Source organism: Corynebacterium zhongnanshanii, assembly GCF_014490575.1.
Classification (GTDB): Bacteria; Actinomycetota; Actinomycetes; order Mycobacteriales; family Mycobacteriaceae; genus Corynebacterium; species Corynebacterium zhongnanshanii.
This window is the reverse complement of record NZ_CP061033.1, coordinates 1,365,157-1,387,397: the sequence shown is the minus strand read 5'-3', so window position 1 is coordinate 1,387,397 and position 22,241 is coordinate 1,365,157. Positions and strand designations below refer to the sequence as shown.

Genomic DNA, 22,241 nt, shown 5'->3' with positions numbered 1-22,241 from the left:
TACCATGGGAGACAACGCCCGTGGGGCGTAACCAATGACAGCTCGACATGGGTTGTCGTGGTTTTTCCTGGAGAGGGAAGGACGGCCATGGGATTTTTTGAAGATATTGCCGCGGCGTTGGACGACGAGGGAATTGAGTCCCGTTTTAATCATGGAACGCTGTTTGTTCCCATCGCCCCAGAGTTGGAAATCCAATTTGAGGAGATTTCTGCGCCCATTTCTGCTGCGAATGTGTTTTTAGCTCGGTCGGACGGATGGGATGCCGATGAACTGAATCCGGAATTTGACCCCGCGTTAGTGGCAGTGGTGTTTTCGGTGGACGCTGCGGTGGAGGCGGTGGCCCAACACATCGCAACCGATGAGATTGTCAGCGTGTTGGACTCGTTGGTGGATAGCGCCGATGACCGGCTATCGGACCTGGACTTTGAACAAGATGAGCATAATCCCCTGCAGGTCACGGCGCCCGTTGCAGAGCACTCGCACGTCGTGGTGGAATTGCTCTCCGACGCTCCGGAGCTGACCGCGCAGGTTCAGTTTGTGACTGCCGGGGTGGAAGACGAGGAGCTGGAGGAAGAAATCCTGGAGCTGGGGGTGTTTCACGAGGTGGACCAACTCTTTGCGGCACTCGAGGTTGCCGCCGCGCAGGCTCAGTATTGGGAGGAACTGCTGGTTCCTCTGGAAGATCGATAAGCTCCCGGAGCATCAGGAGAAACCCCTCACATGTGTCATGCGGGGGCAGAGCGCTGCTCGGAGTCGTGTGTTGCGAAGGGGTGCGCTGCAGGCCGTGGGCTAGCATGTCCCTATATGCCTCATAGCGCTGTGGTGGCTTTGGAGTGCATCACCACACAGAAAGGTGGAGACGATGACGGATATCGCCATCATTGGCGGCGGCGTGGCAGGGTTGGCGGCAGCACGAACCCTGCGCACAAAGGGCTATCGATGCGATATTTACGAATCCACAGGCGAGCTCGGCGGGCGCGTGCGCAGCGAATACTTCGATGACATCACCGTGGATTATGGATTTCAGTGGTTCAATTCCTGGTACCCCTCGCTGAAAGAAATCCTGGGCAGTGGGGAATACGAAACCCTGGACGTCTGCAATTTCAAACCGGGAATCCAAACACTGACCGACAGTGGCATGGCGATGTTCGCGGACCCGATTCGCGCTCCACGTTTGGTTCCCGCCCTCATGCGTTCCCATGTGCGCTCGGCGATGACCTTTAAAGAGTTCATGCGCTTGCAACGCTGGATTGGGTCCGAGATCCCCCATCGCTCCAGCCTGGAAGTGCGCAGTATTCGGGATGCCAAGGCTGCCTGTGACGTGAGCGTGGCGGAGTCTCTCGACCACCGGGGTGTGACGGGGCGTATGAGAACCTGCGTGGTGGACCCCGTGATCGAAGCGTTCATGGTGGATAAGGAAGGCCGCTCCTCGGCGACGTTCGCGAAATGGATGATCGGCACTCTGCTGCGCGGAACCTTTGCCGTCCCACGTTTGGGCATGGGGGAGCTGACATCCATCATGGCTCGCGTCCATGGAATGGTCACCCACCTGAACGCGCACATTACGGGTCTGACAATCCTGGACAACGGAGTGCGGGTGAGTGTTGATGGTGCGCCGGATGCCACCTACCGCAAAGTGATTCTCGCCTTGCAGCCTTCGGAGGAAAGGAGCCTGTTGGAGTCCATTGGGTGGCTCCAGCCTCCACTGGAGAGCGTGGGCTGCAGCACGTGGTGGTTCGTTTCTGATGAGCCCATTGATGATAACGGCCTGATTACCGTCGATGGCTGCAAGCGAACTCCCATTTCCGTGGCCGCGGAGGTGACGTCCGCATCACCGGAATACGCGCCGGGCAGGCATCTTGTTGCCGGTTCCGTGGTGCACAATTCGCCGAATGATTCCATCTCAGACCTGCCGACAGACCTCGAGATGCGGCAGCACCTCGGACAGTTGTTTGATGTGGACTCCTCCCGCTGGGACCTGGTCACGCGCCACGATATTGCGGAAGCCAAGCCGATCATTCCGCCTACCCGAGCGGTGTCCAAAAAGGGGCAGAAGTTCTGCGTGGACGAGAAGGTCTTTTTGGCCGGGGTGCAGTATGCAACGCCAACGTTGGATGGCGCGATTCGTAGCGGACAGCGTGCCGCCCAGCATGTGGCGAATGCCCTCGATACGCCCTGATGCACCGTCATACACGCGTGCGAAATCGCTTTTTTCGCAGGTAACCCGTAACATCGATGGGTAATGAGTAAAACTGAAAACGTCACCGGCGACGTGAACGAGCCGGTCAACGAGAATCTGGATACTCAGAGTGAACTGCGTAGCGAGCATGTAGATAGCCCGCTTGATGTGAATGACGTGCTGGCGCACGCATCCAGCGATGTCGCTGACGAGGCAGTAATTTCTGAGAACGCCGAAAACGCTGAGAATGAGAAGAGCGCTACTGACCAGGTAGCGGAAGAAACGAGTAACACCCCCGCCACGGATGACATCCCCACCACGGAAGAATCATCCACCGAGGAAGAACCATCCGCTGAAAGCCCCCACGGTTTCGAGGGGCTAGGCCTGCCAGAGCGCGTGCTGAACGCCGTGAAGCAGGTCGGATTTGAAGAACCTTCACCTATTCAAGCCGAGACTATTCCTGTGCTGATGGACGGCCAGGATGTGGTGGGCTTGGCACAGACGGGTACGGGTAAGACCGCAGCGTTCGCGCTGCCAATCCTGTCGCGTATTGACCTGTCCCGTAAGGAGCCTCAGGCTTTGGTGTTGGCCCCCACGCGTGAGCTGGCGCTGCAGGTGGCTGAGTCTTTTCAGTCTTTTGCCGAGCACCTGGGCGGCATTCATGTCCTGCCAATCTACGGTGGACAGTCCTACGGCGTGCAGCTGTCCGGACTGCGCCGTGGAGCCCAGATCATCGTCGGTACTCCCGGCCGTGTGATCGATCACCTGTCGAAGGGCAGCTTGGATATTTCCCAGCTGCGCTTCCTGGTGCTGGACGAGGCCGATGAGATGCTGAACATGGGCTTCCAGGAGGACGTGGAGCGCATCCTGGAGGACACCCCAGAGCAGAAGCAGGTGGCCCTGTTTTCCGCCACGATGCCGCAGGGGATTCGCCGGTTGTCCCGCCAATACCTCAATGATCCCCAGGAGATCACGGTCAAGGCAGCACAGCGGACGAATAAGAACATCGAGCAGGATTACCTGCTGGTGAATCACCGCAATAAGCTGGACGCCCTGACGCGCATTCTTGAAGTCACTGAGTTCGAAGCCATGATCATGTTCGTGCGCACCAAGAACGAAACTGAAGAGTTGGCTGAGCGTCTGCGCGCCCGCGGCTTCAATGCTGCGGCAATCAACGGCGATATCGTCCAGGCCCAGCGTGAGCGCACGGTGGATCAGCTGAAGGATGGTCGCCTGGACATTCTGGTGGCGACGGACGTTGCCGCCCGCGGCTTGGACGTCGACCGCATCACGCACGTGTTCAACTACGACATCCCGCACGATACCGAGTCCTACGTGCACCGCATTGGCCGCACCGGCCGCGCAGGCCGCTCGGGCCGCGCCATCTTGTTTGTGACTCCTCGAGAGCGCCGCCTGCTCAAGGCCATTGAGCGCGCCACGAAGTCCCACCTCAACGAGATTGAGTTGCCCAGTGTGGATGAGGTCAACGAGTCCCGTAAAGACAAGTTCCGTGAGGCCGTGGGGGAGCACCTCGACGATCCACAGATCGGCATCTTCCGTGAACTAGTGACGGAGTACGCAGAGTCCAACGATGTGTCTCTGGAGCATGTGGCGGCGTCCCTGGCTGTGCAGCTTCAGGCTGGCGAGGACTTCCTGCTGAAGGAAATGCCGCAGCAGGAGCGTCCGAAGCGTAATCGCGATGACCGCTATGGTGATAGCGGCCGTAAGGGTGGCGGTTCCTTCCGCTCCTTCGAGGAACGTTTCAATAAGGAGGCTCCACGCGTCGCGGATCGCAACGGCAATGAGCTTGCCGTGTACCGCCTGAGCGTTGGTCACCGTCAGCGTGTGCGCCCGGGTGCGATCGTGGGCGCGATTGCTAACGAAGCCGGTTTGAACTCGAAGGACTTTGGCCGCATCAGTATTTTCCCTGAGCACTCCCTGATCGAGCTTCCGGCGGACCTGGATGATGATGTCTTCCGCCAGCTGGACCAGACGCGCGTGTCCGGCCAGTTGATCAACATTGAGCCAGATCCGGGCCCACCGGCCGGCCGCCCTGCCGCGCATCGCCGCAACGACCGCCGCGACGACCGGGGTGGCGACCGACGAGATGATCGTCGTGGCGGTCGTAACTTCCGCGACCGTAACGACCGACGCGGTGACCGTCGTGATGACCGCGATGGCGACCGACGAGATGATCGTCGTGGCGGCCGTAACTTCCGTGACCGCAACGACCGACGCGATGATCGGGGCGGTGACCGCCGCGGCGGTCGCAGCTTCCGCGATCGTAACGACCGGCGTGGTGGGCGTCGGGATGATCGTCGCCGCGACCGCTTCTAGGGACGCACCCACGCATTCGATAGAATGCATGAATTATGCGTCACACCACCTCACCCTCCTTGTCACCTGATGGGTCCGCCATCGCCTACATCGTTCGCGAAGGCGGCTACCCCTATGCCGTTCAGGCTGAAGTGACGGGTGAGGGGATCGGCACAGAACGTCCGGTGCAATTGCCGGTCGAGGGGCCGGTGACCCGTGTGCTGCATTCGCCGGACACCAAGTGGGTGGCCTGCGAGGTCTCCCCGAAGGGCTCCGAGCGCTTGGAGACCTTCATTGTCTCCACCGACCCCGTGATCCCGGACGCTATCCCGCTGCGCCATACCTACGACGCCCGCGCGTCCCTCGTGGAATGGGATCGCGGGCGCTTGGCGATGGACGTGGTCGCCGTGGATGGCGTGTCCGAGGCCCGCCTGGTAGATCCTGAAAACTCCCGTTCGGTGGTGATGGATCGCCGCCTGGATTCCATGCTTGTGGCGTCCGAGGCGGGCTACTGCCTGATGCGCGTGGGCCCGCGCGGCAATCGCGAGCTTCTCCTGGTCACCCCCGATGGCCAGTGGATGCCTCTGCTGCCCCCGGAGCCGGGCGCGACCACGGACCGGGGTGTGATCCTGCCGATTGATGAGGAAACCCTGGTGGTTCTGGTGGTGTCCGACCACGGCGCTGATCGGCGTCGAATCTTACGCATCGTGGTGGAGCTGGCCCACGACGGCCAGCCGCGCCCGGTGTGCCGCCAGGTGGAGGAGCTCATCAGTAACCCCGATGCGGACGTGGACGAGTTCGTCATCAGTGAAGACCTATCCACCGTGGCTGTGCTGTGGAACCAGGCCGGCATCTCCACATTGGAGCTGTTGGCGCTGGGGGAGGAGCAGCGCGTGCAGGTCCGTCGCGCTGTGGAGCTGCCGGGCATGGTGGCAGCACATCTGTCGATCACGGACGACGGCGGCCTGCTGTCCCTGACCGTGGAGGGGCCCGGCCTTCCTCCGACGGTGGAGGTGCTGCGCATCGACGTGGGCCGGGTGGAGCCGTTGGATCCGGAGCGGACCGAGCGTCTGGAGGAGCAAGCCCGCCAGGCTGATTCGCCGGAGTTGGTGCATTACACCGCGCGCGATGGGCTGGAGCTTTCCGGCTGGTTGTATATGCCCGCCGAGCCTGCGGAGAATCGCCCGGTGTATATCCATCTCCACGGCGGCCCGGAGGGGCAGTCGCGCCCCAGCCACCATGACGTGTTGGCCGATCTGGTCAGTGCCGGAGTGACCGTGTTTACCCCCAACATCCGCGGGTCGCAGGGCAATGGACGTGCGTTTGTGCACGCCGATGACCGTTACGGGCGATTTGCTGCCGTGGATGATGTTGCGGATACTGCCTCTTTTTTGCTCGACGCCAACCTCGCGTCCCCCGGCCGCATCGCCGTGGGAGGTCGCAGTTATGGCGGATTCTTGGCGCTGTTGGCGGCCGCCCGCTACCCGGAGATGTTCTGTGGTGTGGTGGATGCCTGCGGCATGACGAGTTTCGAGACGTATTACGAGTCCACGGAGCCGTGGTTGGCCTCGGCGGCGTCCCCGAAGTATGGCTATCCGATGCACGACGCGGAGTTGTTGCTGGAGATTTCGCCGCTGTATAAGGCGCGAGAGTTGGTCACGCCGATTCTGTTTATTCACGGCGCGAACGATACAAATGTGCCCTTGCAGGAATCCCAGCAGCTGTATGACGCTGTGGTTGATGCGGGGCACACCCCGGAGTTTTTGACGGTTCCGGGGGAGGGGCACCAGTTTGTGAAGCCGAAGTCGCGCCGGCTGATTGCCGATACGATGCTGGACTTCTTGAGAACGATTCGGTGCCTTGAGTCAGCTGATTAGTGGGCCAGCTGATAAGCGAGCTGGCTCGGTGAATTCTTAGAAGAACATCAGCACCGCGGTGATGAACCACAGCAGGTTGAAGATGCCGCCGAACATTGCGGCCTGACCTGGGATCTTGTCCACGTCAACGTCGCGGAGCTTCTCCTCTTCACCAGGGGTTGCTGGGTCATCGCCAGGCTCCTGAGCGCCCGCGGCGAGCACGGCCACGCGCTGCTTCGGGATGACCACGGCCACCAGCAGAACCCATGCGATCACGGCCAGCAGGATGGCGGCGTGGAAGTTGTAGCGCTGCATGGCGCCCTCGACGGTGAACCATGCTGCAATACCTAGAACCGGCACCAGCAGGGAGATGTAGCCGTAGGTGCGGGTGATGCCTGCCAGGATGCGCAGGGCTCCCTTCGCGGCAGCGTCGCCGGCGATGGCACGGCGGAACTGCGGCGCGAACATGGAGGTGGAAATTGTGACGGGGCCGATGAGGAGGATGGCGGCCAGGACGTGAAGAATCACCATAATGTTATCCATATGCTCTACTTTGTCAGATGAGCAGGGCTTTGTCAGATTAGCCAGGCCTTCGCACTCTTAGAGGCCGCATGCGGCGCGGGCCGTGCGCTCGTCGGCGCGGGTGATGGCGAGCCCGTAGACCGCCGACACGTGGATGTACCGTGCCGCATAGGCGCAGTGCTGTCGCGGATCCGGCGGCATCCAGGCGGACAGGGTGGCATCGGATTTGGTGCGGTTGATGGTGGAGTCCACCGCGACGAGGTTGAGCTGGGCGTCGTTGGCAAAATCGCGACGACGCTGCGACGTCCACGACCACGCACCCAGGTCCCACGCGGCGGACAGGGGGACAATGTGGTCGATATCGACGTGGGTGGGGTCCATCGCTCGCCCAGTGTAGGGGTCAAGCTGCGGATGCGCGACGCCGAGCTCACGGCGGTCGCGGCAATCGTGCAGGGCGAAGGTGTCCTGCAGAACGGCTTCACGGGTGGTGCAGAGCTGGCCGGTGTGCTGATTGAGCGAGTGGGCCCAGCCATGGCCGAACTGGTCGCGATCGTAGCCAAGCACTTTGGGGCGCACGGCGATGACGGTGAGCGTGGAGAGGTCATGCGTCAGCGACGCGGCCAACTCTGGCGGGGCGGGAGGGGTACGCTGCGGGAGAAATAGCAACAGGAGGGAGGTCGCGGTGCAGGCGGCGAGGAAGCCGCGCGCAGGGGAGAAGTGCACACAGAAGAGGCGTGCACGACGGATGAAGACAGAAAGGAAACGCCACATGCAGTATTAGACTGCAGTGGCGCTTGTAAGGTTCACTTTTTTATTCCCGCGAAGGGTGTATTCCCGCGCGGTAGTCCCGCAAGGGGAACAGCCGTGCCCTTAGGCCGGCTGCTCAGCGGGATTCTGCTGCGTCGTTGGCAGCGCGTAGTTCGGGTCCTTGGCAACCTGAACCGCCTTATCGAAGGTGGAGGTCACGGTCTCGTCCGGTGCCTTGGTGATCAAGGTGACGACCACCATGGCGATGACGTTGGCCAGCACACCTGGGACCATCTCGTAGAGGCCGAAGGGCTTGTCCATGATTCCGAAGGACTCCAGACCACCCCACAGGAACGCGACCACGGCACCGGCAACCAGACCAGCTCCAGCGCCTGCGGCGTTGAGCCGGCGCCAGTACAGCGCACCGACGATGACAGGGCCGAAGGCGGAACCGAAACCAGCCCAGGCGAAGGACACGAGGGCCAAGATACCGGCGTCCGGGTTCAGGGCGATCAGTGCCGCGAACAGTGCCACGGCAATTACTGCGATGCGGGACAGGTTCTTCAGAGCGTTGTCGGAAGCCTGCTTGTTGATGAGGCCCTTGTAGATGTCCTCGATCAGTGCGGAGGCAACCACCAGCAGCTGGGAAGAAATGGTGGACATGATCGCTGCCAGCACAGCGGTCAGAACCAAACCGGCGATCAGTGGGTGGAACAGAATGCGTCCCATGTCCAGGAAGATCGTCTCAAAGTTCTGCTTATCCACGATGGAGATGCTGGGGTCCATGCCGAAGTAGGCCGGTCCGATGGTGGCTACCGTCACGGCGCCAACCAGGCACAGTGCCATCCAGCCCACACCGTAGGCCATACCCGCGCGGGCGTCGGACGGCTTGCGCAGAGCCATGAAACGCACAATGATGTGTGGTTGGCCGAAGTAACCCAGGCCCCAGGCCAGGTTGGAAATGATGACCACGCCACTGACTCCCGCGAACATGGAGAACCAGTTCGGGTTAGCCTCGATCAGGTTCGCTCCATAGGAGTGCTGAGTCTGGTAGGTCCAGATCTGGCTTGGGTCATCCATCGCCATCAGCGCGAAGATAGGCACCGCGATGAGCGCCAGGAACATGATGAGTCCCTGCACCATGTCCGTGTAGGACACAGCGGTGAAGCCACCGATGAAGGTGTAACCCACCGTCACGGCGGCGATGATGATCATTCCGGTCAGGTAATCACCGTCGAAGGTCGATTCGAAGTAGCGTCCACCTGCAACCATGCCCGAAGAGACATAGAAGGTGAAGAACAGCAAAATGATCAGACCGGATGCTACTCGCAGGATGTGGGTTCTGTCATTGAAGCGGTTTTCCAGGAAGGACGGAACAGTAATGGAGTTGTTCGCGACCTCAGTGTACGCACGCAGACGTGGAGCCGTGATCTTCCAGTTCACGGCAGCGCCCACGAGCAGGCCGATTGCCATCCACAATTCTCCATAGCCGGACATGTAGAGGGCACCTGGCAGGCCCATCAGCAGCCAACCAGACATATCGGAAGCGCCAGCGGACAATGCTGCGACGAATGGGTGCAGTGTGCGCCCACCCAGCATGTAGTCCTCGTACTCGTCGGTGTTCTTGTAACCATAAAGTCCGATGAGCAACATGGCGCCGAGGTAGATAACCATGGCAATGACGAACCATGTTTGTTCAGTCATAAAAACTCTCCTTAGGGTTCCGACCGACCATATCATATGACCTGTGTTCTATTTTGAGTCTTTTGTGATGTGAGTCATGTAGGAGGGGACTGGTAGAACTTTCAGGTATGAGTTACACCCACCTCGTTCATGCCTTCGCACCGGCCTCCGGTGGCATTCACGTGTGGGTAGAGCAAGTAGACGGCCACTCCGTGGTGCTTGATCCGCGCACACTGGACCGGACGAGCCTGCCCCACGAGCTCTTTGAACTGGTCATTTCCCGTCCCATGCGCCGCAGGGGTATGCATACCCTGGCCTCGCCGAAGGGTCGGATTGTGGAGATCCAGGTTCCCACGCTGGCCTTCACGCCACAGGAAAGCGTGGCGCTGATGACGGCACTGTGTTCCTATATCAATACAGCGGCTACCGAATCTGAGGGGAAAACGCCCGAGGAGATAGGTCTATCTCCAGAAATACTGTATCTGTGCGACCTTTTTGCCTTCGCCGATTCTCTCGTGCGCTCGGGACGCATCATGTTTCGGACGGACTTGGTGGAGCGGACGTGGTATCCGCGCTGGGTGGTCTCTGCCGCCGGTGACCATCACCGCGTGATAGAACGCTTTGAGCGCGTGCTGCCCGGAGTCTTGTCACGCAACGGCACCGATGTTCACGCTGTGCTGGATGATTTTATCCACTGGATTGCTGTGGAACATCTCGGCCGTGCCCAGGGGTTGCACGAGGACTTAAGCGTTGAGTTTGTGGAGGCACTCGCCACGGGAACTGAATCGTCCCGCGTGAGCTCCAGGACCATGGAGGCTCTGGCTGAGTGGCGCCGTTCTGCTGCACGGAAAGCCACCGAGCTCACGCTCATGCTGTCCTCGCCGCAGGACACCGTAGAAAACATGGAGAAACGGCACTGGCGGCTGGGCTTCGCGCTGTCCACCAACGGTGGCCCAGTCACGCCGCTGGTCGCGGCGGAGACGCCTGAGCAGACCCGAACCATGGTCGCCAGATTCGTGGACGATCTGGTGAAAGCCTGGCCCGAGCTGCGGCCAGCCCTAGATGCGGTGTACGTGTGGGCACAACCCGGTTGGTGGATCCCCGGACCGGACATTGTGACGGGGGATCCGTTGCGTGATCGCATGGTTGCCATTGGGCTCACTCTTGACCAGGTGGCGGAGCTGCTGGATACTCGCGCGGCAGAACTCAAGTCCCGAGGGATCAACGTGATGATCCCTCGGGAGTGGATCGCGCAGCGGCCGTCGGTACGTATTCGCACCACCGCAGTGGGGGATGGGCCCGGCAGCGGCAAGCTGGGGCTGGATCAGCTCATGAACTTCAGCGTCAGCATCTCCCTCAACGGTCAGGCTGTGGATGAACGGGTTGCCCGAGAGATGGTGAACTCGGCGTCGTCCATTGTGAAGATCAATGGGAAATATGTTCACCTTGACCAGACAACCTTGCGGCGCGCTCGGCAGTGGATGGATGTACTGAAGGAATCGGCGAAGGAACGCAGCGGACAGCAAGACCTGGCGGCGGTGACAGTACGCGATGTGCTGGAGGCCAACGCGGCATCCCAGGACGATCGCGAGGACGAACACGAATTCACGGTGATCACGGACGGATGGGTGGATCAGCTGCTCACCCACGACAACCGGGTGGAGCCGCCCCAGAATATCGAGCTACCGGAGACGGTCGTGACACCCCTGCGTGAGCATCAGCTCAGGGGCGTGAAGTGGTTGGCCTGGATGTTGCAGCATAACCTTGGGGCCATCTTGGCTGATGACATGGGTTTGGGGAAGACGCTGCAGATCTTGGCGCTCGTGGCGTGGGAAAAAGCGCATCGGGCGGAGGAAGGACAGGCGTCCGTCACCACGTTGGTCATTGCGCCAACCTCGGTGCTGAACGCCTGGGTGAGTGAGGCGCGTACGCACGTTCCCAGCCTGAAGATTTTGGTCGATCATGGGCCTCGGGCGCCGGAGTCGCTTGCAATGTATGAGCAGGCGCCTGAAGAAGCGCCGGATATTGTGCTCACCACCTATGGCCGCGTGGCGCGCAACCCTGAACGCTATCGCGGGCAGAGGTGGGGCAGGGTTGTGGCCGATGAGGCGCAGGCTATTAAGAATCCGAACACGAAACAGTCGCGCGCGGTGCGCAGTATTGATGCGTATCACCATATCGCTCTGTCGGGAACTCCCGTGGAAAATAAACTGGCGGACCTTTATGCGCTGATGGATTTTGCGAATCCTGGGATTTTGGGCAGTGCTCCGGCTTTTCAGAATCGTTTGGCGATCCCCATTGAGCGCTATCAGGATCCCGACGCCACGGCGCGGTTAAGAAACCTGGTGCAGCCGTTTATTTTGCGACGGTTGAAAACGGATGAAGAGGTGGGGCTGGATCTACCGCCGAAGCAGGAAATTGTGGAGACCATTGCGCTCACCGCTGAACAAGCGGCTCTGTACGAGGCGTATATCAGCCGGTTGGAAGAGGACATGCATCGCGGAACAACGGGTCGGCGTGCGATGATTTTGGGGGCGTTGGTGCGGATTAAACAAATTTGCAATCATCCGGTGCATTTCACCCAGGATGGATCGGGAATCTTGAAAGATGGAAAGCATCGCTCTCATCGCGTGGAACGGATTTTTGAGATTCTTGAGCAGGCTCGGACCGATGGCAGAAAGGCATTGTTGTTCACTCAGTTTCCCACGTTCGGATCACTGCTCATTCCGGAGATGGAACAGCATTTCGGCATGAAGATTCCTATGCTTCATGGCGGATTAACCAGAGCGCAGCGTGCGCGGATGGTGGAGGATTTTCAATCCCCCGATGGGCCGCAATTCATGGTGCTGTCCGTGAAAGCCGGCGGCACGGGAATTACCTTGACGGAGGCTAGTGTGGTCATTCACATCGACCGCTGGTGGAACCCCGCGGTGGAGGATCAGGCGACCGATCGCGCTTACCGCATCGGGCAAAATAAGGACGTGACTGTGTACAAACTCGTGGCTCAGGGAACGCTGGATGAGCGCATCAACGATCTGATCATGGGCAAACGCGAGCTGGCCAGCACCGTGGTCGGGGCCGGGGAAGGATGGATTGCCGATTTATCCGACGCCGAGCTGTCCGAATTGTGGACCCTTCGTACAGGCTCGGACGAACCGTTACATCGGTTCAAGCGTGGAGGTGAGGACAGTGGTCACTAGGCCAACGAATTCCTATGGCCGGGGTCGCCGAGGCCGCAAGCGGATCGATGACACGGTAGTGATGGCAGATTTTGGAGCGCGCCGACGCGCCGAACAGCAGGCTGAGATCCGCCGCCCCGCCGTTCCACGCTCTGGCGGCAATTGGGCCTCCACTACTTTTATGGACCTGGCGCTCGAGGGGGCGGATCATGGAAGGGTGACGCGAGGTCGGGACTATTTCCGCGCAGGACATGTTCTCTTTGTGGCCTGGTCGACCGATCACCTGGTGGGTTGGGTGAAGGGCAGTCAGCTCGAGCCCTTTGAGGTGACGATGACCCTCAATCCGATGGATGAGGACACGAAAGATGCCGTGGCGACGCTGCTCGGAAGCTCGCCGAAGGTGTTGCATGAGTACATGGTGGGGCGTCCGCCGTCGATTCTGACCACGCCCTTGTTGAGCGCGATTGCAGGGCGCCACTGCGACTGCCCGGATCGCATGCCTGTCTGCAAACATATTGTGGCTGTGGCGATGCGTTTTGCACGGGAGTTGGAGGAGAGCCCGTTAGAGCTGCTGCACCTGCGTGGCATTGATCCCCAACCATTCAAGGACGCCTTGGCGAGCGGAGAAGCTCTGTGGGGACCGTCGGAAGGTCCCTCGAAGCCCCGGCTTCTGGAGGATCCGCAGCCGGAACAGATGGTGGATCCCCGAGCTTTTTGGGGGAGAGGCTCCACGGCAGTGAGCTGGGATCCACCTGACGTGGAAGAGGGGATGGAACTGGGCGAGCGGGAACATTTGATGGCGGCGTTAGAGTCCGTGACGTGGACGCACATTGACCAGTTGGATGCCTCGTATCAGATCGACCGCTGCTATGAAACCTTAGAAAACGCAGAACCTTTGTTCGATTATTCAGCTCGGATGTCTGAGGTGTATGAGATAAATGACCCAGACAACGAAGAAAGGGATGACTTGTGAGCACACACGCCAACCACCTCCGCATCCTGCACACCTCAGATTGGCAATTGGGCATGTCGCCCAGTTTCTTGGGTGAGGAAGCACGCCCCCGATACACCTATGACCGCCTGGTCGCTGTGAAAAGAGTTCTCGCCGAAGCCGAGGCGCAACAGTGCGATGCGGTGGTTGTGGCAGGGGATGTCTTTGATAACAACTTCCTCAAGCCCGAGGTGTACCAGCGTGCGCTGGACATCCTGGAGGACGCAGAGCTGCCCGTGTTTCTCCTTCCGGGCAACCACGATCCTTTGGACGCCGCCAGCATCTATCGCACCGACGGGATCCAACAGCTCAAGAATGTGACGGTACTGGTTGACTCCACGCCGATTCAGCTGGAGCGCTTGGGGGAGGGAGCCGCCCGGATCGTGGGAGCACCCATGCGTTCCCGCCATGTGAATGTGGACTTGGTGGGTCAGGCGTTGGATACTCTCACAGCACCTCAAGATTCCACCATCACGGTTCTGGTGGGCCATGGTGCGGCCATTGCCTTCGGAACTCCAGAGCCCGAGCACATCGACATTGCGCGAGCCGAGGAGGCCTACCGGCGCCGTGTGGTGGACTACATCGCCCTCGGTGATACCCACTCCGCAATGCAGCTCGACCAGGATGGTGTGATCTGGTACTCCGGCTCGCCCGAGGTGACGGACTACCGAGAGTCCGATGGTGGCGGAGAGTCCAATTCAGGCAAAGCACTGATCGTGGACATCACCGTGGAGGATCCATCCCACCCAGCAGACGTCGCAGTCCGAGAGATCACCATCGGCCAGTGGGCGTTTCAGGCGCTCAGTGCAGAGGTCAACAATAGGCAGGACGCTGAACGTTTCATCGAAACATTAAAAGCCCTCCCCAATAAGGCCCAGACCTCGGTGAAATATTCACTGTCGGGAGTGGTGGATGTGGATACCTACGCCTGGCTGGATTCCATGGCAGAACAGACGGCGCCCAAGTTTGCAGCCCTGTATCGCCGCACCAGAACGTGGTCCCTCTACACCCGCCCCAGCGACGAGGAGCTGAGCGGAGAGGCCTTCGGTGACGGCATCGCAGGAACCGTGGCACACCGCCTGGCGGAATTGATCGACGCAGGAGACACGCGAGCCAGCGACGCGCTGAACCTGCTGTACAAGCTCTCCCAAGAAATGAAGGTGACGGAGCGATGAACCCCTCTGTCGACCAGCCCGAAAAGGATAGAACTAGCGGACTTCACCCGGCCTTGCGCGTGGAGGAAATCCAGCTGAAGAATGTAAAGGCCATTGACCACCTCATCGTCCGTCCGCAGGCCACCGGCGTGACCGTTATTCATGGCGATAACGAAACAGGAAAGTCAACCATTATCGAGGCCTTCCACCAACTCTTGGCGGGCAGCGCGCTGACATCACAAAAGGCCGACGTGAAGGCCTTAAGACCCGTATCTCGGGACGAGCAGCCCGATGTGCAAGCCACACTGCAGATCGGCCCCTATCACCTCACCTATCGCCGGGTGTTCGCCGGCAAGAAATCCAAGGCGGAACTCCGGGTGGATGCACCCCACGTTGAGAACGTGACGGGAGTGGAGGCCATTAATCGCTTTCAAACGATTCTGTCCTCCTATTCCGATGAATCCTTGCGCAGTTCCATGAGCGTGAAGCAGGGCGACATTTTGCGCATCGAGGAGTTGTTTAAGCACAACAGCCTGAGCCAGGCTATCGGCCGTGCGAGCACTACCGAGGAAGCTGCCGCACCTTCCGTGGCTGATGTGGCGATGGACGCTGACACCCAACAACTCATTGATCGTGCGCGCGAAGTTCGGGGAAAATACTTCACACCGAAATCGACCAACACGTACACGAAGGCTTTTAAAGCTCACGTCGACGAGCTCGCCGAGGCAGAACAGGCATTGCACACCGCTCGTGAACGCATGAGTGAAGCTCAACGGCACGCGGAGACCATTCAGCGAGCAACGCTATCGCTCAAGAATCTTGCTGAAGAGAAACAGAAGCTGACGCAGCGTCTCCAGGAACTGGAACAGTTGCTGGAGCAGGCACAGAGCAAAGAACGAGAATTGGCGCAGGCTGCAGAACAGGTCACTGCGGCGCAGTCTGCGGTCGATGAAGCCCGATCTGTCCAGAACAAACGCCGTGCGTTGGTCGAGGAGATTGACTCCCATACCCGCGCACTTGCAGCACTGGACGTGAAGCTGCAGGAGGCCACCAAGGCCACGGACGCAGAGAAGCGTGCACGGGAAGCGCAACGCAGCTCCTTGAAAAGCATCCGCGTGGAGTTGAACGTGGCCCAAGCCTTGCGAGAACTCTTGCGGGCACGAACCGATGCAACCCGGTGTGCCCAGCGGCGCGATGACGTGGCGCAGAAGGTAGACGCAGCGACATCCCTTGATCGTCAGCGCATTGAACTGACACAGCGCATTGACGAGCTTCCTGTGGCCTCGGACATCCTGTCCGAGATCCAGGAGAGGGCGCATGACTTCACAGTGAGCACCGCACGCCGGGACGCCGCCGCCACGACCGTCCACATCGAGGGCCCAGCGGGAGCGACAGTCGGCGACGGCGATCGTGACTGGCCCCTCGGCGATGATGGAGTGGACATCACCGTAGGTTCGCGGAGAACCTTCACCCTGGGCGACTACCGTGTCACCGTCGCGCCGGCTGGCCACGCCGAAGACCTGGAGGAGAGCGTTCACTTTGCTCACGATCGGTTGGTGGCCAGCCTCAAGAAAGCGGGAATCCACCTGGAGGAGCCACTTACCTCTGGCGAAGCATGTGCGCGCGTGGTCGAGGAGGTGAGGCAGAGCGCTACACGGCGAGCTGCGCTTACCGCGCAGCTGGATGAGGTGATGGGGGATCTACGTGAGCTTCTAGGATCAGCATCCCTGGCACAGCGCCAACAGGAGCTTGAGGAACTGGAGGCGCAACACCGCCAGGCGCACGACACGGTTGCGACCGCTGAGCGCATGCTTAGCCTAGAGCACGACAACTATGCTCACCAGGCGGAGTCTCCAGATCTGAACCTGGAGGAGCTTCGCTCCCGTGAGTTCTTCGATGAGCAGTGGATCAAGGATCTTCGTGAGCGCATTGATGACGCAGAGCGGGCGGACAACAGCGCTGTGGAGCGGTGCGAGGCCGCACAGTCGAAGGCAGAAAGCGAGTATGCCACCGTGCGTAGCGCCCTGGAATTGCGCACTCAGGATCTTGCCGCCGCACGGGAGGCACTGAGCGATGATGACCTGGAGGCGCGCATTGCGGAAGCGAGCGCTGCCCTGGACACAGCTGTACAGAACAAGCAACAGGTAGAGTCCTCCGTGGACGGGGTGGACTCGCCAGAGATGCTGGCGTCCAAGGTCAACGGCAAACGTCAGGCGCTGCGCGACGTGGACCGTCGAGAGCGCGAGGAAGAGCGCTCTATCGACATCGCACGCCACGAAATCGACAGCGCGGGTGGAACCGCGGAAGACGTTCAGGAAGCGGAAGCGCGCTATGAACACCTGCGACAGTCCGTGCATTCAGCCGAAAGCCAAGCCGAGGCAGCCAACCTACTGGTGGAGCTGTTCGACCAGGCCTACGAGGACGTGATGGTTCAGTACCAGGCCCCGTTCCTGGACGAGTTCACTTCACTGGCCAAACGAATCTTTGGTACAGGCGTGACCTTCGAGTTGGGGCAGGACCTGTCTGTGACCAAGAGAATCATGAATGGGGAGGGAATAGCCCTCGATCAGCTGTCGGGAGGTGCCACGGAACAGATCGCCATGCTCTACAGGCTTGCCGCCGCAAGCCTCATGGGTAGGGGAGAGTCCGTCCCCATCTTCCTGGATGACACGCTGGGATACACCGATGAGTTCCGCACAGAGAACATGAACGCGGTGCTGGCCCTGATGGGCAAGGAGCACCAGATCATCGTGACCACCTGTGATGCACGCAGGTTCTCGTCGGTGGCCGGGGCATACACCATCAGCATCGACCAGGCGAAAAGTGACCGATCCGCCGTCGCAGCGCACGGGGAGTAAAAACAAGGGGTGTGCACGCACCTGCATGGTGCGCGCACACCCTGATAAAAAGTGTGCCCCCGAGACGATTCGAACGTCCGACCCCTGGTACCGGAAACCAGTGCTCTATCCCCTGAGCTACGAGGGCAAGCAACCAACTGTATGGCTACGAGAAGACAGTCTAGCATGACTGATATTGTTGATAACCGTGACTCCAGCTGAACTCTCAAATCTCATCACCGAAACCACCCGCGCGGTCCTGAACAGCCACGATCTGGACAGCTCCGTTGTTCCCCACGCCGCAACCGTGGAACGCCCCCGCAACCCCGAGCACGGTGACTACGCCACCAACATCGCCATGCAGGTCGCGAAAAAGGCCGGCACGAACCCACGCGAACTGGCCACGTGGCTCGTCGAGGACTTGAGTGGCAACGACGGAATCACCGAAGCCTCCGTAGCAGGCCCCGGCTTCATCAACATCCGCCTGGCAGCCGCAGCCCAAGGCAAAATTGTGGAAGAGATCTTGAAGGCAGGGGACACCTTCGGACACGGAGATGACTTCGCCGGCAGCACCATTAACCTGGAATTCGTCTCCGCCAACCCCACCGGCCCCATCCACCTCGGCGGAACCCGCTGGGCAGCCGTCGGCGATTCCCTGGGCCGGGTGCTCAGCGCCCGCGGCGCCAAAGTCACACGCGAGTACTACTTCAACGACCACGGCGCGCAGATCAATCGCTTCGCCAAGTCCCTTCTCGCGGCAGCCCAAAGCAACCCCACGCCTGAGGACGGCTACGGCGGCGACTACATCCAGGACATCGCCCAGCAGGTCACCACGGCACACCCCGAGTGGAACACCCTGGGTGACGAGGACATGCTGGAACTGTTCCGCGCCGAAGGCGTGGAGCTCATGTTCGCGCACATCAAGCGCACCCTCGCGGAGTTCGGCACGGAATTTGATGTCTACTTCCACGAAAACTCCCTGTTCGAATCCGGCGCCGTGGACAAGGCCGTGGACACCCTGAAGGGCAACGGCAACCTCTATGAACAAGACGGTGCCTGGTGGCTGCGCTCCACCAACTTCGGCGACGACAAGGACCGCGTGGTCATCAAGTCTGATGGCGACGCCGCCTACATCGCCGGTGACATCGCCTACATCGCCAACAAGATCGAACGTGGCCACGACCTGTGCATCTACATGCTGGGCGCGGACCACCACGGCTACATCGCGCGCCTGAAGGCCGCTGCCGCCGCACTGGGTTACGACGCCAACCAGGTGGAGGTCCTCATCGGCCAGATGGTGAACCTGGTCAAGGACGGTAAGGCCGTGCGCATGTCCAAGCGCGCAGGAACCGTCATCACGCTGGATGACCTGGTGGAAATGATCGGCGTGGACGCCGCCCGCTACTCGCTGATCCGCAGCTCCGTGGACTCCACCCTGGATATCGACATGGATCTGTGGGCATCCCAGTCCAGCGATAACCCAGTGTTCTATGTGCAATACGGGCACGCTCGCCTGTGTTCGATTGCCCGGAAGGCGAGTGAGCTGGGCGTCGGATATGACGACGCAGATTTGTCGCTGCTGACCCACGAGCGTGAGGGAGATTTGATTCGCACCTTGGGCGAGTTCCCGGAGGTCGTTCAGTCCGCCGCTGAGCTGCGCGAACCGCACCGCGTGGCGCGTTACGCAGAGCAGCTGGCGGGCACGTTCCACCGTTTCTACGATGCGTGCCAGATCCTGCCGAAGTCCGACGAAGAGGCGACCCCCATCACGGGCGCTCGCCTGGCCCTGGCCGCAGCGACCCGCCAGACCCTTGCCAACGCGCTGACATTGGTGGGCGTGACTGCACCAGAGCGCATGTAGACCACGCATGTAGCACAAGCATGTAGAACAACGTCGGTAGAAAATCGTATGTAGAAAGCAATGGACGTCCTATGGATCCTGAAACTCACTTGCACTCTGAACCCCTGAAGCAGAAGATTTCCTCAGCTGCGGAGTTCAACCGCATTCCTGAGGCGGTCTACCCCGTGGACACCGTGCGCACCCCGCAGGGGTCCGTGTCCATCGCGGGCGTGGACCTGACGGACATCGCCGAGGAGTACGGCACCAGTGCCTTCGTAATCAACGAGGATGATTTCCGCGGCCGATGCCGCGCACTCGCCGAGGCGTTCGACGGTGGAGAGCGCGTGCACTACGCGTCTAAGGCCCTGCTCACCCGCGAGATTGCTCGCTGGGTGAAGGAAGAAGGCCTGGCGTTGGACGTGGCGTCCCAGGGTGAGTTGGCGCTGGCCTTGGCCGCGGAGTTCCCCGCCGACCGCATCACGGTGCACGGCAACAACAAGTCGGATGAGTTCCTCTCTCTGGCGATCACCAGCGGCGCGGAGTTGATCGTGGTGGATTCCCTTCAGGAGATCGACCGGCTCTCTGCGTTGGCGCAGCAGCACCAGCGCACGCAGGATGTGCTGATCCGCGTGACCCCTGGCGTGCACGTGGACACCCACGAGTTCATCGCCACCAGCCATGAGGATCAGAAGTTCGGATTCTCCTTGGCCGCCGGGGTGGCGCACGACGCTGCCGTGCGGACGGCCGCGGCGCCGGGGCTGCGCCTGCGCGGCTTGCACTGCCACGTGGGTTCCCAGGTGTTCGAAGCCTCCGGTTTTGCGCTGGCGGCCGAGCGCCTGCTGGGATTCTGGTCCCAGCTGCTGGATGAGCTGCCCGCCGACGCCACCGCGTCCCTGGACACCCTGGACCTGGGCGGCGGTTACGGCATTGCCTACACCGCGGATCAGGAGCCGTTGAATGTGGCGGTGGTTGCCGAGGACCTGAAGAACAAGGTGGCCGAGGCTGCGAAGGAGGCCGGTGTTCCATACCCGAATTTGAACGTGGAGCCCGGCCGCGCGATCGCTGGTCCGTCGATGGTGACCCTTTATCGCGTGGGCACCGTGAAGGACGTGCCGGTCAACACCAAGCTGTCTCGCCGCTACATCTCCGTGGATGGCGGTATGAGCGACAATATCCGCCCCGCGCTTTACCAGGCCGAATATGATTTCCGCGTGGTCAACCGCGAGGTCTCTGGCCGTGTGATCCCCACTCGCATCGTGGGATCGCACTGTGAGTCCGGGGATATCCTTATTAACGACGCCCAGGTTCCCGATGATGTGCAGGTGGGCGATTTGATCATGGTTGGCGCCACCGGCGCCTATTGCTATTCCATGGCCTCGCGTTACAACATGATGCTGCGCCCGCCGATCATTGCCATTAAAGATGGGCAGGCGCGCGTGATGGTTCGCCGGGAGACGCTGGAGGACATCTTAAGCTTGGATGTGTTCTAATCATCGATTCTAAGCATCGAGTAGAACAGTTCGATCCCGGGCGCGCGTGTGTGCGTGCAATGGCCTACACTTTAAGCAGTTCCATTAACAACCCCCAAGGATGAAACATGACCGATACAACCACTTCCACCTTCAAGCCAGGCAAGGGCGCCGGCGCGACCGTTGGCGTAGCTGTTCTGGGCATGGGCACCGTCGGCACGGAGGTGCTCCGTCTGTTGGAGGAGCGCAAGGATGAATTTGCTGCTCGCATCGGCGGAAACCTCGAGGTCCGCGGTATTGCCGTATCCGATTTGTCGAAGCCGCGTCCCGGTGTGTCGAAGGACTTGTTGACCGACGACGCGCTGTCGTTGGTCAAGCGCGAGGACATTGATCTGGTGGTGGAGGTCATCGGTGGTATTGACTATCCACGCCAGGTGGTTCTGGCCGCTCTGCGCGCAGGAAAGGCTGTGGTGACGGCCAACAAGGCTCTGATCGCCGCGCATTCCGAGGAGCTGTCCGAGGCTGCTGAGGCTCAGGGCGTGGACCTGTTCTTCGAGGCCGCTGTGGCCGCGGCCATCCCTGTGGTGGGACCGCTGCGCCGGTCCCTGGCTGGTGACAAGGTCGATACCGTCATTGGTGTGGTCAACGGCACCACCAACTTCATCTTGGACGCGATGTACAGCCGCGGCGCCTCTTACGAGGAGATGCTGGCCGAGGCCACCGCTCTGGGCTACGCGGAGGCCGACCCCTCCGCGGATGTGGACGGCTACGACGCGGCATCCAAGGCCGCCATCTTGGCGTCCCTTGCGTTCCACACCCGCGTGACCGCCGACGACGTGCACACGGAAGGCATCCGCACCATCACGGTGGAGGACATTGAGGCAGCCAAGGCCGCCAACTCCACCATCAAGCTGCTCGCTATCTGTGAGCGTCTGGTGGACGAGCAGGGCCAGGAGTCCGTGTCCGCCCGCGTCTACCCCGCGCTGGTCCCAACCTCCCACCCGCTGGCGAGCGTCAACGAGTCCTACAACGCCGTGTTCGTAGAGGCAGAATCGGCAGGACGGCTGATGTTCTACGGCAATGGTGCGGGAGGCGCACCGACGGCGTCGGCAGTATTGGGCGATGTGGTGGCAGTTTCCCGCAACATCGTTCACGGCGGCCGGGGACCCGGCGAGTCCACCTACGCGCGTCTGCCCATCGCTGACTTCGGCGATGTGCTGACCCGCTACCACGTGGACATGCACGTGGACGACAAGGTGGGCGTGCTGGCCGAGGTGTCCAACGTGTTCTCTGAGCAGGGAGTATCCATCCGCGCGGTGCGCCAGGAGGGCCTGGAGGAAGGCGCTCGACTGGTGGTCATCACTCACCACGCCAAGGAGGCGGACCTGGAGGCCACGGTGGAGCGTTTCAAGCAGCTGGAGAGTGTGAAGGCTGTCCGGTCCGTCATCCGCATGGAGGGTTAATCACA

14 protein-coding genes and 1 tRNA gene are annotated in these 22,241 nt (G+C 60.8%); 11 read left to right on the top strand and 4 right to left on the bottom strand.

Annotation, left to right across the window (positions count from 1 at the left end; all coding sequences use genetic code 11):
* Positions 1-87: 87 nt before the first annotated feature.
* The 4 genes from IAU67_RS06195 to IAU67_RS06180 all read left to right on the top strand — a co-directional run bounded on the left by IAU67_RS06195 (position 88) and on the right by IAU67_RS06180 (position 6,372).
* Complete coding sequence (locus tag IAU67_RS06195) at positions 88-690, top strand: hypothetical protein (protein WP_151841831.1); 603 nt, start codon at positions 88-90, stop codon at positions 688-690.
* 172 nt (positions 691-862) lie between these two features.
* Positions 863-2,179, top strand: coding sequence for an FAD-dependent oxidoreductase (locus IAU67_RS06190; RefSeq protein WP_151841830.1), 1,317 nt, complete (start codon positions 863-865; stop codon positions 2,177-2,179).
* 63 nt (positions 2,180-2,242) lie between these two features.
* Positions 2,243-4,516, top strand: coding sequence for a DEAD/DEAH box helicase (locus IAU67_RS06185; RefSeq protein ID WP_151841829.1), 2,274 nt, complete (start codon positions 2,243-2,245; stop codon positions 4,514-4,516).
* Positions 4,517-4,551: 35 nt separating this feature from the next.
* Entirely contained in the window at positions 4,552-6,372 is a 1,821-nt protein-coding gene (locus IAU67_RS06180) for an alpha/beta hydrolase family protein (protein ID WP_151841828.1), read from the top strand.
* Between the two features lie 36 nt (positions 6,373-6,408).
* Here IAU67_RS06180 and IAU67_RS06175 read toward each other — a convergent pair whose 3' ends face one another.
* The 3 genes from IAU67_RS06175 to putP form a co-directional block, all read right to left on the bottom strand.
* A complete protein-coding gene (locus IAU67_RS06175; RefSeq protein WP_151841827.1) occupies positions 6,409-6,894 on the bottom strand; it encodes a hypothetical protein in 486 nt (161 codons plus the stop codon).
* A 57-nt stretch (positions 6,895-6,951) separates the two neighbouring features.
* Positions 6,952-7,644 carry an HNH endonuclease family protein gene (locus IAU67_RS06170; protein ID WP_151841826.1) on the bottom strand — a complete coding sequence of 231 codons (693 nt, stop codon included), beginning with the start codon at positions 7,642-7,644 and terminating at the stop codon, positions 6,952-6,954.
* Positions 7,645-7,743: 99 nt separating this feature from the next.
* A complete protein-coding gene (gene putP / locus IAU67_RS06165; protein WP_151841825.1) occupies positions 7,744-9,324 on the bottom strand; it encodes a sodium/proline symporter PutP in 1,581 nt (526 codons plus the stop codon).
* A gap of 107 nt (positions 9,325-9,431) precedes the next feature.
* Here putP and IAU67_RS06160 point away from each other — a divergent pair, with 107 nt between their 5' ends.
* The 4 genes from IAU67_RS06160 (at position 9,432) to IAU67_RS06145 (ending at position 17,485) form a co-directional block, all read left to right on the top strand.
* Positions 9,432-12,503, top strand: coding sequence for a DEAD/DEAH box helicase (locus IAU67_RS06160; RefSeq protein ID WP_151841824.1), 3,072 nt, complete (start codon positions 9,432-9,434; stop codon positions 12,501-12,503).
* 61 nt (positions 12,504-12,564) lie between these two features.
* On the top strand, positions 12,565-13,455 hold the full coding sequence (locus tag IAU67_RS06155; protein ID WP_151841823.1) for a hypothetical protein: 891 nt from the start codon (positions 12,565-12,567) through the stop codon (positions 13,453-13,455).
* Complete coding sequence (locus tag IAU67_RS06150; protein WP_225723458.1) at positions 13,452-14,648, top strand: metallophosphoesterase family protein; 1,197 nt, start codon at positions 13,452-13,454, stop codon at positions 14,646-14,648. The genes IAU67_RS06155 and IAU67_RS06150 overlap by 4 nt, the downstream gene beginning before the upstream one ends.
* Entirely contained in the window at positions 14,645-17,485 is a 2,841-nt protein-coding gene (locus IAU67_RS06145) for an AAA family ATPase (protein ID WP_151841822.1), read from the top strand. The genes IAU67_RS06150 and IAU67_RS06145 overlap by 4 nt, the downstream gene beginning before the upstream one ends.
* A 54-nt stretch (positions 17,486-17,539) precedes the next feature.
* On the opposite strand, the gene IAU67_RS06140 is transcribed toward IAU67_RS06145, so the two are convergent.
* Positions 17,540-17,612 (bottom strand) — tRNA-Arg (locus tag IAU67_RS06140).
* Positions 17,613-17,672: 60 nt separating this feature from the next.
* On the opposite strand from IAU67_RS06140, the gene argS reads away from it, so the two are divergent.
* From argS to IAU67_RS06125, 3 genes are all read left to right on the top strand, one after another.
* A complete protein-coding gene (gene argS / locus IAU67_RS06135; protein ID WP_151841821.1) occupies positions 17,673-19,325 on the top strand; it encodes an arginine--tRNA ligase in 1,653 nt (550 codons plus the stop codon).
* A 71-nt stretch (positions 19,326-19,396) separates the two neighbouring features.
* On the top strand, positions 19,397-20,794 hold the full coding sequence (lysA, locus tag IAU67_RS06130; protein ID WP_151841820.1) for a diaminopimelate decarboxylase: 1,398 nt from the start codon (positions 19,397-19,399) through the stop codon (positions 20,792-20,794).
* Between the two features lie 107 nt (positions 20,795-20,901).
* Positions 20,902-22,236: a homoserine dehydrogenase gene (locus IAU67_RS06125; RefSeq protein WP_151841819.1), complete on the top strand. Its 1,335-nt coding sequence runs from the start codon at positions 20,902-20,904 to the stop codon at positions 22,234-22,236.
* The last annotated feature ends 5 nt before the right edge of the window (positions 22,237-22,241 follow it).

Excerpts from the sequence above, each read along its gene's own strand:
- IAU67_RS06195 (WP_151841831.1), top strand. The coding sequence starts at position 88 with ATGGGATTTTTTGAAGATATTGCCGCGGCGTTGGACGACGAGGGAATT.
- IAU67_RS06190 (WP_151841830.1), top strand. The coding sequence starts at position 863 with ATGACGGATATCGCCATCATTGGCGGCGGCGTGGCAGGGTTGGCGGCA.
- IAU67_RS06185 (WP_151841829.1), top strand. The coding sequence starts at position 2,243 with ATGAGTAAAACTGAAAACGTCACCGGCGACGTGAACGAGCCGGTCAAC.
- IAU67_RS06180 (WP_151841828.1), top strand. The coding sequence starts at position 4,552 with ATGCGTCACACCACCTCACCCTCCTTGTCACCTGATGGGTCCGCCATC.
- IAU67_RS06175 (WP_151841827.1), bottom strand. The coding sequence starts at position 6,894 with ATGGATAACATTATGGTGATTCTTCACGTCCTGGCCGCCATCCTCCTC.
- IAU67_RS06170 (WP_151841826.1), bottom strand. The coding sequence starts at position 7,644 with ATGTGGCGTTTCCTTTCTGTCTTCATCCGTCGTGCACGCCTCTTCTGT.
- putP (WP_151841825.1), bottom strand. The coding sequence starts at position 9,324 with ATGACTGAACAAACATGGTTCGTCATTGCCATGGTTATCTACCTCGGC.
- IAU67_RS06160 (WP_151841824.1), top strand. The coding sequence starts at position 9,432 with ATGAGTTACACCCACCTCGTTCATGCCTTCGCACCGGCCTCCGGTGGC.
- IAU67_RS06155 (WP_151841823.1), top strand. The coding sequence starts at position 12,565 with ATGGCAGATTTTGGAGCGCGCCGACGCGCCGAACAGCAGGCTGAGATC.
- IAU67_RS06145 (WP_151841822.1), top strand. The coding sequence starts at position 14,645 with ATGAACCCCTCTGTCGACCAGCCCGAAAAGGATAGAACTAGCGGACTT.
- lysA (WP_151841820.1), top strand. The coding sequence starts at position 19,397 with ATGGATCCTGAAACTCACTTGCACTCTGAACCCCTGAAGCAGAAGATT.
- IAU67_RS06125 (WP_151841819.1), top strand. The coding sequence starts at position 20,902 with ATGACCGATACAACCACTTCCACCTTCAAGCCAGGCAAGGGCGCCGGC.